Source organism: Bradyrhizobium sp. IAR9, assembly GCF_013408065.1.
Lineage (GTDB): Bacteria > Pseudomonadota > Alphaproteobacteria > Rhizobiales > Xanthobacteraceae > Bradyrhizobium.
The window spans coordinates 637,011-650,609 of the sequence record NZ_JACBZW010000003.1; the positions used below are offsets into that span (position 1 = coordinate 637,011).

The window sequence follows — 13,599 nt, forward strand, 5'->3', positions numbered from 1 at the left end:
GTCTCGTAGGGCGGGCAAAGGCGCACTTGCGCCGTGCCCACCATTCCTCCGTGATGGATATAGATCGTGGGTACGCTTCCGCCTTCGCTCTTCGAGCTACGGCGGACAAGTCGCTTTGCCCACCCTGCGAAACTTCACGCCCCCTCATCCAGCGCCACCAGCTCGCGCTTCTTGCGCAGCGACGGCAATAGCGGCGCGATCAGCAGCACCAGGGCAAACACGAGACAGACCCCCGAGATCGGCCGCTGTACGAAGGTCCAGAGATCGCCCTGCGACAGGATCAGTGACTTGCGCAGATTGTTCTCCATCATCGGTCCCAGCACGAAAGCCAGCACAAGCGGCGCTGGCTCGTAGCCGAGCTTGCGCATGAAATAGCCGATGATCCCGAACGCGATCATCACATAGACGTCGAACACGTTGTTGCTGGAGCAGTAGACGCCCAGGATCGTGAACAGGATGATCAGGGGGAACAGGATGTTGTACGGCAGCTTGAGCAGCTGCACCCACATGCCGATCATCGGCAGGTTCAGGATCAGCAGCATGACGTTGCCGATATACATGCTGGCGACGATGCCCCAGAACAGGCCGGGGTTCTGCGTGATCAGCAGCGGTCCCGGCTGCAGGCCGTGGATGACGAAGGCGCCGAGCAGCAGCGCCATCACCACGTTCGGCGGAATGCCGAGCGTCATCAGCGGAATGAAGGCGCCGCCCGCCGCGGCGTTGTTCGCCGATTCCGGTCCGGCAACGCCTTCGATCGCGCCATGGCCGAAGCGCTCCGGCGTCTTCGACAGCCGCTTCTCCAGCGCGTAGGAGGCAAAGGACGCCACCACCGCGCCGCCGCCCGGCAGGATGCCGAGGAAGAAGCCGAGGATGGTGCCGCGGCCGACCGGACCTGCGCTCGCCTTCCAGTCCTCCCTGGTGGGCAGCAGATGGGTGATCTTGGTGTTGATGATGTCGCGCTTGATCGCCTGCTCGGTGTTGAGCAGCACCTCCGCAACGCCGAACAGGCCCATCACGACGGGCACCAGCCCGATGCCGTCGATCAGCTCCATGCGGCCGAAGGTCAGACGCGGCTGCGCCGTGATGCTGTCGAGCCCGATCAGTCCGAGCACGACGCCGATGCACGCCATCAGCAATGCCTTCGGCATCGAACCCTGGGTCAGGAAGGTGAGCACCACGAGGCCGAGCACCATCAGGCTGAAATATTCGGCCGGGCCGAACGCGATGGCGACGCTGGCGAGCTTCGGCGCCACCAGCATCAAGGCGATCAGCGCGAACGTGCCGGCAATGAAGGAGCCGAAGGCGGAAATGCCGAGTGCAGGGCCAGCGCGTCCCTGCTTCGCCATCTGGTGGCCGTCGATGCAGGTGACGACGGAGGCCGCCTCGCCGGGGATGTTGACCAGGATCGAGGTGGTCGAGCCGCCATACATCGAGCCGTAATAGATCCCGGCCATCATGATGATGCCGGATTCCGGCGTGCCCGACAGCGTCACGGGCAGAAGCAGCGACATCGCCGAGATCGGCCCGATGCCCGGCAGCACGCCGACCAGGGTGCCGATGAAGACGCCGATGAAGCAGTAGAGCAGGTTGACTGGCAGCAGCGCGACGCCGAACCCATGCGCGACATTGAATAGCGTATCCATAGGGTCAGCCGATCCCGAACAGGCCCGAGGGCAGCTGGATCAGCAGCAGCCGCTTGAGCACCCACCACATGCCTGATGGCACCAGGACGGCGATCGGGATCGCCAGCGTCCAGCGGACGGGATCGATCAGCCGCAACAGCAGCAGCACCAGGGGGATCGACGACAGCAGGAAGCCGAGTGGTTCCAGCGCAATGGAGAATGCCACGAGACAGGCAATCAGCAGGAGCGGCTTGCTCCAGCGCACATTCTCCCAGCGCGAGGCCAGCGTCGGCGCGCCCTCGGTGACCGCCGAGACGATGATGGCGCCTGCGAACACGCACATCAGGATGCCCGTGTAGAACAGCACGTAGCCGGAGCCGGGATCGTTGATGGTGCCGAGCTTGAGCTTCATGCCGGACCAGATCACGAATCCGCCCAGCGCGAGCCCGATCAGCCCGCCCCAGAGCTCGGAGTTGCTGAGGCGGAGTTTGACGTTGGTGTCGTTGTTCATGTGAAGCGCCTTGAGATCACCGTCGTCCTGAGGTGGCGGAGCGCAGCGTAGCCCTCGAAGGGCGACGGTGCCCCGATCCATCCTTCGAGGCGAGCCGCAAGCGCGGCTCGCACCTCAGGATGAGGTCAGCATGTGTGATGGGACAAGCTACTTCTTCGCGAGCCCGAGCGTATCGATCACCTTGCGCTCGGACTCCGTGACCTCGACGACGAACTTCTTGTAGTCCTCGGTGTTCTTGTAGTTCGGCACCATGTCGTATTTGGCGAGCGTCGCGACCACCGCGGGATCCTCGACCGCCTTCTTGAAGGCATCGTGCAGCTTGGCGACGATCTTTGGATCCATGCCTTTCGGGCCGGCGATGCCGAAGGGGGAATCATAGACCATGGGATAGCCGAGCTCCTTCAGCGTCGGCGCATCGGGATAGTTCGGCGAGCGTGCGCCGGTCCACACCATCAGCAGCCGCAGCTTGCCGGCGTCGACCAGCGGCCGCCATCCCGTGGAGTCCGCCTGAAGCATCGTGTGCTGCCCCAGCACCGCGGCGTTGGTCTCCGCGCCGCCCTTGAAAGGAACTTGCGTCAGCTTGATGCCGGACATTCCGGCGATCTGCTCCATGCCGATATGCAGTGAGGTGCCGGCGCCCGGCGTGGCATAGGTCACCTTGCCCGGATTCGCCTTGGCGAACTCCACGACGTCCTTCCAGCTCTTGAACTGCGACTCCGCGCTGGTGGTCACGCCGAAGGTGTAGCCGGTGAGATGGATGATGTAGGTGAAGTCCTTGGCCGGATCCCACGACACTTCCTGCATCAAGGGCAGGCGGAACACTGTGATCGGAATCTGCGAGATGGTGTAGCCGTCCGGCTTCGCGGCTGCCGCCATGGTCGCAGGTCCCACCGTGCCGCCGCCGCCGGCCTTGTTGTCGATCACGATCGGCTGCCCCAGCACCTTCGAGGCGCTGTCGGCGATGGCGCGCATCGAGATATCGGTCGATCCGCCGGCCGGCCATGGCACGATCAGCGTGATCGGCTTGCTGGGATAGTCCTGCGCGCTGGCGGCAGTCGAGAGCAATGCGCCCATAACAGCATGCATCGCGGCAAATGCGATCGTCTTCAGCCCGTATCGCGGCATCGAAACTCCTCCCCTCGCGGCGGCCTCTTTGCGGGCCGCCGTTTCTCGTTCTTGCGAAGGCGATTGTTCCTGAAATCGAGGGAGAAGAAAAGCGCATTGCGCGGATCGCGGGCGCCGGGCGGTGCGGCAATCCCGGTCGAGGCGGCACATGCGACAATTCGTCGTTTTTTCGTGTGCCGAGAGACGGAATTTGAGGGAGCAGAATGCCGCTACGCCACGCGCCGGACCGAACTCAGCGTCTCGATGGTGCGGCCGACCTCCGATGCGGGGCACGGCCTGCCGAAATAATAGCCCTGTACGGCGGTGCAGCCGCATTCGCGGACGAAGTCGAGTTGCTCCTCGGTCTCCACACCCTCCGCCGTTGTCTCGACGCCGAGCACGGAACCGAGGCTTGCGATGGTGCGGACGATGGCAACGCTCTCCGGACTTTCGCCGAGCGTGCCGACGAAGGAACGATCGATCTTGATGCGATCGAACGGAAACTTGCGTAAATAGCTCAGCGAGGAATAGCCGACGCCGAAATCGTCGAGGCTGACGCGCACGCCTAACGCGCGAAGCTGGTGCAGGATCTCGATCGTCGCCTCGCTGTCGTCGAGCAGCGCCGTCTCGGTGACCTCGAGCTCGAGCCGTTGCGGCGGCAGGCCGGCTTCGGCAAGTGCGCTCGTGACCATCGCCACCAGCCCGCGCGAACGGAACTGCACCGGCGACAGATTTACCGCGACGGTGACATCGGGCCAGGACGCGGCGGTCGCACAGGCGCTGCGCAGCACCCATTCGCCGATCGGAACGATCAGCCCGGTCTCTTCAGCGATCGGAATGAACTCGGCCGGCGAGACGAAGCCGCGCGAGGGATGTTTCCAGCGCAGGAGTGCCTCGAACCCGGTGAGCTCGGTCGAATCGAGCCGCAGCTGCGGCTGGAATACCAGATGGAATTGACGCGCCTCGAGCGCGCCGCGTAGATCGTGCTCCAGCGCGTGCCGACTGCGCGCCTCTTCCTCCATCTCGGGCTCGAACAGCTGATAGGCGCCGCGCCCCTTGGCCTTGGCCTGGTACAGCGCGAGATCTGCGCATTTCATCAGTTCGTCGGCATCGAGCCCGTGGTCGGGTGCGATCGCGATGCCGACGGAGGCGCCGACATGGATCGACTGGTTTTCCAGTGGCGGCGGATGACCGAGAACCTCGACCAGACGCCGGGCCAGCTTTTCCGCCGCTTGCGGCTGCGGTCCGCGCTGGAGCACGGCGAACTCGTCGCCGCCGAGCCGCGCGACGGTATCGTGCTCGCCGACATTCTCCTTCAGCCGCGCCGCGACCCAGCGCAGCAGCCGGTCGCCGGCGGCGTGGCCGAGGCGGTCGTTGACGGTCTTGAAATTGTCGAGGTCGAAGCACAGCACGGCCATGGCGCCGCCGGCGATCGCGACCTGGTTCAGTCCCTCGCCCATCTTTTCGCGGAACAGCGTGCGGTTGGGCAGGTCGGTCAACGAATCGTGCCGCGCCATATGCGCGACGCGCGCCTGGGCCTTGTGGCGCTCGGTGACGTCCTCGTAGGTGACGACCCAGCCGCCATGCTCCATCCGCTTGTGATTGAGCTTGATGATGCGGCCGTCGCTCAAATGGCGATGCAGCGTATGCTCGCCCTCGCGCAGCCGCTCGACGTAATCGGCATAGAGCCGCGCGGCTGTGGTGTTCTGATGGATGCCGAGCTCGCAGCTATGCTCCATGATCTCGCGCATCGAGACGCCGGGCTTCACAATGTCAGGCGACAGGCCGTACATCTCGATGTAGCGGCGATTGCACACGATGACGCGCAGGCTCGCGTCGAGCATGCACAGGCCCTGGCTCATGTTGTTCAGCGCCGCGTCGAAGCGGCGATACTGCTCGCTCAGCTCCTCGATCGCGTGCTCGCGTTCGGTGATGTCCTCGTAAGTGGCGACGAAGCCGCCCTCGGGCAGCGCGCAATAGCGCACCGAGATCACGGTATCGTTCGACATGCGCCGGCGCATCGGCGAGGAATCGCGGTTCGCGATCCTGGCGCTGGCGGCTTCCAAGAGCTGCCGGGGGCTGTACTCGGACGAGAACGCGCCGTTCGCCATCGAGCGCTCGATCAGCTCGGCGAGATGCGTGCCGGGCCTGGTCTCCTCCGGCGACAGCAGGTAGATCTTGCGGTAGGTGGTGTTGCAGACGCGAAGGCGCATGTCGCTGTCATAGAAGGCGAGCCCGTGCGCCATGTTCTCCATCGCGGCATCGAGAATAAAATTCTGTTGCCGCAGCGTCTCTTCATATTGCAGCCGCTCCGTGACGTCCTCATGCACGGTCACCCAGCCGCCGTCGGGCAGGAAGCGCGAGACCGTCTGCACCATGCGTCCGTCATAACGCATCACCAGCAGGGACTTCGCCTTTCTGGTGCGCACGTCCTCCAGCCTGGATTTATGGAATTCGTCTGTCGGCATGCCCGGCAAATTGCCGCGCGATACCCAATGATCGAGCACCTCGCGATGCGAGGCGCCCGGCCTTACGATGCTGGGATCGAGGTTGTAGAGGTTCAGGAAACGTTCGTTGCAGACGACGACGCAACTGTCGGCATCATACATGATGAGGCCGTGCGACATGTTGGCGAGCGCGTGCTGGCTGCGCTCGGTCTGCACGCGCAATTCCGCCTCGAGCCGGGCGAGGCGGGTGACATCGTCGCAGATCGTCATCCAGCCGCCGCCGGGAAGCGGCTTCAGCTCGAGCGACATGACGAGGCCGCTCGCCAGCTGCTGCTCGGTCCGGAACGGCTTTCCCCCAGCGATCTGCGCGATCCGCGCCGAATACAGCGTGTCGAGCTGGTCCTGGGGAAAGTTGCCGCGCATCGCACTATGCGCAAGTACCTCGCGGTAGCTCGTGCCCACGCGCACGATGTCGGCCGACATATCGAACAGCGACAAGTAACGCTGGTTGACCAGCACGATCCGGTTGTCGGCATCGTAGACGCAGACGCCCTGTTCCATGTGGTCGAGCGCAAGCTGGCTCAGCGCGACCAGGGCCTCCGGGCCCTGCTCGCGGCGTGCACCAAGCTCGTTGTCGCGGGTCGACGTCATGGGATCGGCGGGATCTCGGCGAGCAATAGACTTAACGCAACCTAATTCAGCCGCCGAGGGTAGCGAAGAGGCCGGAAAATTCCCTTAAGCGCAGTAGTTTACGGAGGGTGACTGGCGATGGAGAGCGCGTCGGAAATGCGGAGGTGCGCGCGAGAGTTGGGCGGGAGGGCGCGTCAAATGAAGTGTCGTCCCTGCGAAAGCAGGGACCCATAACCACAGGGAAAGGTTTGACGAAGATTGGAAGTGAAGGGGCCTTCCCGTGATACCAGCATTGCGGCTTAGAGACAGATCACGCGGTATGGGTCCCTGCGTTCGCAGGGACGACAGCGGTGGTCTGGTCCGACGGCCTCCCTCACGGCCCGTACAACACCAGTTCCGTATCGGTGAGATCGCCGAGCTGCGGCCGATCCGGGCCCTTGAAGTATTTGCGACCGCGCCGCTCGGTATAAATACCGACCAGGCCGGGAAGCGGTCCATTGGAATCGATCGCCACCGCGATCTTGCCGAGCCGAAGCAGCAGCCGGCCGATGCGGCCTGCGCAGGCGGCATATTCCGCGGCGCTACGGCAGTAGATCAGCTTCATCGCAGGAGGCGCAATGAAGCCGCGGCGGATGCGCACCGGCTGCAGGATGAAGGGGAATGTTCCCTTCGGCGTGCGGCAGACGAGGCTGAGGCAATTGTAGCGCGCATGCCGCGTCAAGAGCTCGGTTTCGGCTTCGGATAGCCCCTCGATCGTTTTGGCGTGAGGCGAGATGACCTCGATCTCGCTCCAGCGCGGAGGTCGCGCCAGGGCAGGAACCGAGAAGAATATGCCGCGGCAATAGGCACGAAAGCCCTGCGTCTCGATGATCGGCCAGGTCCACGGGGCCGGGCTGATGTTGAAATAGGTCACGTCCTTGTGCCGCTGCGCGATCTTGGTCAGCAGCGGGGCATAGTTGCGGTAGGCCGGATCGACATACCAGCTCGACAGATTGCACTGGATGGCGGTCTCTTCGCCGTTCTTCCGCGCCGTGTAGATCAGCAGCAGCACACCGACCGGCGTGCCGTCACTCTCGAGCATGTAGCCGAAGCGCGGATAGCCCTCCGGCACGGACCGGAAGGCCTGCCGGCGCAGACCCTGGATCCAATAGTTCCGCGAGCGGCCGACGAAGCCGCGCGTCAGCAGGTCCGCGACCGCTTCGGCGTCGGACTCGGTGATCTCGCGGCATCGCACCTTGGTGTGAATCACGCTCGTCTTACCCGTGGAAATGACAGGCCTCGTTTGGTCTATTGTTTCAGCATGATCTTGTCGGAAGACCGCTTTGCACTTTTCGCTGACGCGGTCCTTCGGATCCGGATCATGCTGCTAGCGCCAGCCTTCGACATGGGCGTCGGCCGTGACCCGCGGCTGCAGGCCCAGGACGTCCCGCACCTTGGCGGGCCAGGCGGAAAGGTCCGTGCCGTGGGTGTGGAACATGGCGACCGCCAGCCGGTCCATGCCGAAGGCGACGCAGCCGGTGTGGGCTGGCTCGCCGCCGGCATCCTGAATTCCCCAGGTCGTGCCGAAATGCTCGCGGTGATAGTTGAAGCTCATGCAGGCCGTCGGCTGCTCTTCCGAGCGCAGCGGAATGAGCAGCTCGAACTTGAGCTGCTGTTGCTTCTGGCTGACCGCCTTCATCTGGCCGACACGACCGAAGAAGGGATCGCTGGCATAATCGACGCGGAAGGTGAGGCCGAGGTCGGTCGCGATCTTCTGCGCGCGCACCATCCAGCGCTCGCGGAAATCGGCGACGTCGTCGGGGCTGCCGATGCAGACATATTCACGCATCCGGAACGATTGCAGCCGGTCGAGATGCTTCGACGGCTCGCGGCGGAAGCAATCAGCGGCAACGTCGAAGCGCAGGCCGCCCTTCGGCAAGGGGCCGCGGCTCGCCGCGATCGGATAGACCGGATAGCAGGCGGCGGGCGACAGCACGAGATCGGCGGGAGACAGTGAGGTGGTCCAGTCGCCGCCGGCATCGAAGCGGCTCACCGCGGCGTTGATCTCGCGCTCGGTCCCGTGCAGACCGCAAACGCAGCCGAGCAGGTTCGGAAAGCTCTTGAGATAGCCGGATTTTTCCAGCTGGGCCCGGCTCATCACCGGCGGGAAACGCATCACCTCGGTGCCGCTCTCGCGATGGCTGGTGATCAGCGCGGCGAGCTTCTCGACGACGCCTTCATAGAGCGCGGTGCGGGCGTAGACGCCATCGGCGCCCATGCGGTGGAACAGCTTGTCGGCGAGATGATCGAGCGGATCGATCATCTGCGGCGCGGTCGCGGGCGAGTCGGGAAGGATGGCAATGTTCATGGCGCGATGTCCTGCTATCTCAAAATTGTTGTTGTTGATTCAGTCGTGAAGGCTTGTCGGCACGCCGCTCATCAGCGTCGAAGTCGCGGCATTGGCCAGAATACGGTCGTTGTTGATCATGATCGGGGACGACAGCACGTCGCGGAGGTGCCGGCCCATAGTGAACTCGCCGTCGTTGCGGTAGCCGGAGAGGCCGGCGGTGCGCATCGCATGCATCACGGTCTCGACCGCGAGCTCGGAGGCCTGCACCTTCAGCAGCGTGATCGAGGACTGGAAGTCGAGCGAGCCGAGCGCGCGCTCGTCATGCTCGGCGCGGGCAAAGGCATCGATATTGGCCGACAGCAGCGCGCGCAGTTTCGCCAGCGACATCTTGGCGGCGGTGAAATGCGCCGCGGCCGGCGGCATCTGGCCGCCGGAGGTGCGGGCCGCCTTGCGGATGAAGGCCTGCGCGCGGGTCACGGCTGCGGCGGCGATGCCGGCCCAGGCCGACGACCAGCACAGATGCGCGAACGGCGTCATGGTCTGGGCGTGGATCTTGTCATAGGATTCCGGGAAGACGCGGTCAGCGGGACAATCGACCTTCAGCTCGAAGCCGGTCGAGCAGGTGCCGCGCATGCCGAGCGTTTCCCAGCCCAGCGTCCGCTTCAGCGAATAATCGTCCCTGGCGAGCGCCAGCAGCACCTGGTCGGAGGCGGCGGCCTCGGTAGCGCGGCGGGCGATGGTGACGAGGCCGTCGGCTTCGGCGCCGTAGGAGATCACGGTGGCGTCGCGCACCAGCGAGACGGTATCGCCGGCGTGATCGACGGCGGCGGCGCTGGCCCGGATGTTGCCACCGTTCTGGCCTTCGGTGGTGGAGGAGGCGAGCAGCCACTGGTCGCGGGCGACCCGGCGCATCATGGTTTCCATCCAGGGGATGCCGTGGCCGTGCCTGACGACGCAGGCGACCTTGGTCTGGTGCATCGCATAGATCATCGCGGTCGAGGCGCAGGCGCGTCCGAGCGTGTAGCAGATGTCGGTGACGTCGTAGATGGAGGCACCGAAGCCGCCAAATTCGACCGGGATCATGACGCCGAGCAGCTTCTGCTCGCGCGCGACCTCGAAAGCCTTGTGCGGGAAACGGGCGTCGCGATCGACCCCGTCGGCGTCGGCCGCGGCAGCTGCGGCGGTCCGGGCGGCGCGCTCGGTCAGGGAGGGACCCTGCTCGAGGAAGCCCGTCTGCGTTTCGTCGACAGTGAGGACTGCTTCACGCACGTTCATACTCGTCCGCCTCCGGTTTGCCGTTCGAGATCGCCGGCATCATTCGCGATGCGCGTAAGCGATCCTCCGGCCATCTTTGCTTGTGAGACGAGGCTACGGATTTAATTCAAATTCGTCGATGAAATAGAGGGTAAACAAAGCCCAATTCCGAACGAACAGTTAAGGTCCGGTTGTTTGCATCACCCGTTTTTCCAGCATCGCGTTAGGACTCTGGAAGAAGCCTGAATTTCAGACAATCTGAGTCATCGTTTACTAAGAAACGCGAAGTATTGGTGTCGCCCATTGCGGGACCGGCAGGCCGTGCCCATCGTAGCGGCAAGCCGGTTCGACCTTTGACACAGACGGGAATTTGCCGATGCAATCCTTTGATACCGACGTACGCAATCGCATCATCAAGCTGGTGAAGGGCATCCTCGAGCAGAATTCGCTCATGGCCGATGTCACGCCGCCTGCCAAGCTGGTCGATGTCGGCCTGACCTCGATGGACATGGTCAATCTGATGCTCGCCGTCGAAGCCGAGTTCGACTTCACCATCCCGCAAGCCGAGATCACGCCGGAGAATTTCCAGTCCGTCGAGACGCTGGAGCGGATGGTGGCGACCCAGCTTCAGCTGGCGAACGCGGCTTAAGCCGCGCGCCGACCTCTCTCCGGGTCGTCCCTGCGAACGCAGGGACCCATTACCCCCAGGGAGAGGTTTTGCGAAGGCTGGTCGTTCTGGATTGCGACCAAGCACCTCGAAAGAATCCGCGGTATGGGTCCCTGCGTGCGCAGGGACGACCTCGAGTGAGAGGCGAGCGCGCCCGCGCCCCTCACACCACCGACATCGCCCCACCACCCCGTTCCAAAACCGCCGCAAAACTGGCATAGCTTAACCATGTCGCACGTGGCGAACAGGGTGGAGCAGGCATGACGCAGGCGGTATTGGGCATCATCGGCGGCTCGGGCATCTATGATTTGCCGGGCCTCGAGGGTGCGCGCGAAGAGGTGATCGAGAGCCCCTGGGGCGAGCCGTCGGCGCCCGTGCGCCGCGGCACCATCGCAGGGTTGCCGATCGTATTCCTGCCGCGGCACGACAAGGGGCACCGCCTGTCGCCCTCCGACATCAACTACCGCGCCAATATCGACGTCTTGAAGCGGGCCGGCGTCACCGATCTGATCTCGCTGTCGGCCTGCGGTTCCTTCAGGGAGGAGCTGCCGCCGGGCACCTTCGTTCTCGTCGATCAGTTCGTCGACCGCACCCACAAACGCGAAAGCTCGTTCTTCGGCCGGGGCTGTGTCGCGCATGTGTCGATGGCGCATCCGGTCTCTCCACGTTTGCGTATCCATCTTGCCGCGGCCGCTGAAGCCGAGAGCATCGCGATCGCGCGTGGCGGCACTTACGTCTGCATGGAGGGGCCGCAATTCTCCACCTATGCGGAGAGCATGACCTACAAGACGCTGGGCTATTCCGTGATCGGCATGACCAACATGCCGGAGGCGAAGCTCGCGCGTGAGGCGGAAATCTGTTACGCCACGGTGGCGATGGTGACGGATTTCGACTGCTGGCATCCCGATCACGATGCCGTCACCGTGCAGGACATCATCCGCGTGCTGACCTCGAACGCCGACAAGGCGAAGGCGCTGGTGGCGCGGCTGGCAATGGACTTTCCGCGCGAGCATGAGTCGTGTCCGATCGGTTCGGACCGCGCGCTCGACACCGCGCTGATTACGGCGCCCGAGGCGCGCGATCCCGAGCTTCTGAAGAAGCTCGATGCGGTGGCCGGGCGCATCCTGCGAGTATGAGAAAGGCAGAATGCCATGAAGGTCGACGGCAAGCATTTCCGCAGCATCTGGCGCGAGCCTGACGGCTGGTCAATCGGCGCGATCGACCAGCGCCGGCTGCCGCATGAGTTCGTCGTCGCGAAGCTGACATCCTGCGACGATGCAGCCGTCGCCATCCGCGACATGCTGGTGCGAGGCGCGCCGCTGATCGGTGCCACCGCTGCCTACGGCATGGCGCTCGCCATGCGCGAGGACGCTTCCGACGCCGGCCTGAAGCGCGCTTACGACACGCTCGTGGTGGCGCGGCCGACGGCGATCAATCTGAAATGGGCGCTGGACGAGATGCGCACGGCGCTCGCGCCGATCGATCCGCTGGAGCGCGCCGAGGCAGCCTATGCGCGTGCCGACGAAATCGTCGAGCAGGATGTCGAGATCAACCGCGGCATCGCCGGCAACGGCTTGAAGCTGATCGAGGCAATCGCAGCGAAGAAGCGGGGCGAGACCGTCAACGTGTTGACGCATTGCAACGCCGGTTGGCTCGCCACGGTCGACTGGGGCACGGCGACGGCGCCGATCTATCTTGCGCATGAACGCGGCATCAAGATCCATGTCTGGGTCGACGAGACACGTCCGCGCAACCAGGGCGCCTCGCTCACGGCCTGGGAGCTCGGTCATCACGGCGTACCGCACACGGTGATCCCCGACAACACCGGCGGGCACCTGATGCAGCACGGCATGGTCGACCTCGCCATCGTCGGTACCGACCGCGTCGCCGCCAATGGCGATGTCTGCAACAAGATCGGCACCTATCTGAAGGCGCTCGCCGCCCACGACAACGGCGTGCCGTTCTATGTCGCGCTGCCGTCGCCGACGATCGATTTTGCCGTCCATGACGGCATCCGCGACATTCCGATCGAGCAGCGCAGCGGCACTGAGGTCACCGACATGACCGGCCGCACCGCCGATGGAAGGCTGGAGACGGTGCGCATCGTGCCGGAGGGATCGCCGGTCGCGAATTACGCCTTCGACGTGACGCCGGCGCGGCTCGTGACCGGCCTCATCACCGAGCGCGGCGTGCTGAAGCCGGATCGCGACGAGCTGGCGGCAGCGTTTCCGGAACGGATCGCGGCGGCGGAGTAGGCTCCGCCCTCATTGCGAGCTCTCGTAGGGTGGGCAAAGGCGCGGAAGCGCCGTGCCCACCATCTGATTGTGGTGGGCGCGCTTTCGCTTTGCCCACCCTGCGGCATTTGCGAATTAAGTCAGCTTCAGCCCAGTTGCTTTCTCAAGCTCGGCGATCGCCTGCGCGCCGCTCGTCACCTTGATCGTGGTCATGCCCATCTCGCGCGCGGGCTTCAGATTGACGCCGAGATCGTCGAGATAGACGCAATTGTTCGGATCGACCTTCAGCGTCTCGACCATCAGCCGGTAGATGCGCGGATCAGGCTTGCGCAGGCCGATCTTGGCGGACTCGATCACGTGGTCGAACAGCACCATGACTTCAGCGATGTAGAGCGAGCGCCCGGTCATGCTGCCGATCGCATTGGCCGGCAGGTTGTTGGTGATGCAGCCGGTCTTGAATTGCGCCTTGATGCGCTTCAGCGCCTCGACCATCTCGGGGCGCAGATCGCCCTGCAGCAGCGGCAGCACGTCGCGGCCGCGCACCTCCGCGCCGAGTGCGAGCGATTCCGTGGCGAACAATTCGTCGAAGGTGTCGATATCGACCTCGGCCCGCTCGAACTTGGCCCAGGCGTTCTCCAGGTGGTTGGCGGCGTTGGTCCGCCGGATGATGTCGACGGGCAGGCCGCGCTCGGTCTCGAACCGCGCGAATGCCTCGAACGGTGAGCTCGTCAGCACGCCGCCAAAATCAAAGATCACAGCCTCGACCGCCACTATCCCTGCCCTCGTCAATTCCTTTCCAAG

Annotated in this window: 11 protein-coding genes; 3 read left to right on the forward strand and 8 right to left on the reverse strand. The window is 64.4% G+C overall.

The window, feature by feature from the left end; all coding sequences use genetic code 11:
- Positions 1–134: 134 nt before the first annotated feature.
- The 7 genes from GGD67_RS12025 to GGD67_RS12055 form a co-directional block, all read right to left on the reverse strand.
- A complete protein-coding gene (locus GGD67_RS12025; RefSeq protein WP_018316758.1) occupies positions 135–1,643 on the reverse strand; it encodes a tripartite tricarboxylate transporter permease in 1,509 nt (502 codons plus the stop codon).
- A 4-nt stretch (positions 1,644–1,647) separates the two neighbouring features.
- On the reverse strand, positions 1,648–2,133 hold the full coding sequence (locus GGD67_RS12030; protein WP_092251594.1) for a tripartite tricarboxylate transporter TctB family protein: 486 nt from the start codon (positions 2,131–2,133) through the stop codon (positions 1,648–1,650).
- Between the two features lie 147 nt (positions 2,134–2,280).
- Positions 2,281–3,258 carry a tripartite tricarboxylate transporter substrate binding protein gene (locus GGD67_RS12035; RefSeq protein WP_018316760.1) on the reverse strand — a complete coding sequence of 326 codons (978 nt, stop codon included), beginning with the start codon at positions 3,256–3,258 and terminating at the stop codon, positions 2,281–2,283.
- 209 nt (positions 3,259–3,467) lie between these two features.
- Positions 3,468–6,335, reverse strand: coding sequence for a PAS-domain containing protein (locus GGD67_RS12040; protein ID WP_179732930.1), 2,868 nt, complete (start codon positions 6,333–6,335; stop codon positions 3,468–3,470).
- A gap of 352 nt (positions 6,336–6,687) precedes the next feature.
- Positions 6,688–7,563: a hypothetical protein gene (locus GGD67_RS12045; protein ID WP_018316762.1), complete on the reverse strand. Its 876-nt coding sequence runs from the start codon at positions 7,561–7,563 to the stop codon at positions 6,688–6,690.
- 117 nt (positions 7,564–7,680) lie between these two features.
- Complete coding sequence (locus GGD67_RS12050) at positions 7,681–8,661, reverse strand: amino acid--[acyl-carrier-protein] ligase (protein WP_018316763.1); 981 nt, start codon at positions 8,659–8,661, stop codon at positions 7,681–7,683.
- Between the two features lie 39 nt (positions 8,662–8,700).
- Positions 8,701–9,918 carry an acyl-CoA dehydrogenase family protein gene (locus tag GGD67_RS12055; RefSeq protein ID WP_179732932.1) on the reverse strand — a complete coding sequence of 406 codons (1,218 nt, stop codon included), beginning with the start codon at positions 9,916–9,918 and terminating at the stop codon, positions 8,701–8,703.
- 355 nt (positions 9,919–10,273) lie between these two features.
- Between GGD67_RS12055 and GGD67_RS12060 the strand changes: the two genes are divergently transcribed.
- The 3 genes from GGD67_RS12060 (at position 10,274) to mtnA (ending at position 12,819) form a co-directional block, all read left to right on the forward strand.
- Positions 10,274–10,546 (forward strand): phosphopantetheine-binding protein, encoded by a 273-nt coding sequence (locus tag GGD67_RS12060; RefSeq protein WP_179732934.1) that lies wholly within the window; start codon positions 10,274–10,276, stop codon positions 10,544–10,546.
- Positions 10,547–10,824: 278 nt separating this feature from the next.
- Positions 10,825–11,700 carry an S-methyl-5'-thioadenosine phosphorylase gene (locus GGD67_RS12065; protein ID WP_179732935.1) on the forward strand — a complete coding sequence of 292 codons (876 nt, stop codon included), beginning with the start codon at positions 10,825–10,827 and terminating at the stop codon, positions 11,698–11,700.
- A 15-nt stretch (positions 11,701–11,715) separates the two neighbouring features.
- Positions 11,716–12,819, forward strand: coding sequence for an S-methyl-5-thioribose-1-phosphate isomerase (gene mtnA, locus GGD67_RS12070; protein ID WP_179732937.1), 1,104 nt, complete (start codon positions 11,716–11,718; stop codon positions 12,817–12,819).
- 114 nt (positions 12,820–12,933) lie between these two features.
- Here mtnA and GGD67_RS12075 read toward each other — a convergent pair whose 3' ends face one another.
- Positions 12,934–13,569, reverse strand: coding sequence for an HAD-IA family hydrolase (locus GGD67_RS12075; protein ID WP_179732939.1), 636 nt, complete (start codon positions 13,567–13,569; stop codon positions 12,934–12,936).
- Positions 13,570–13,599 lie beyond the last annotated feature (30 nt).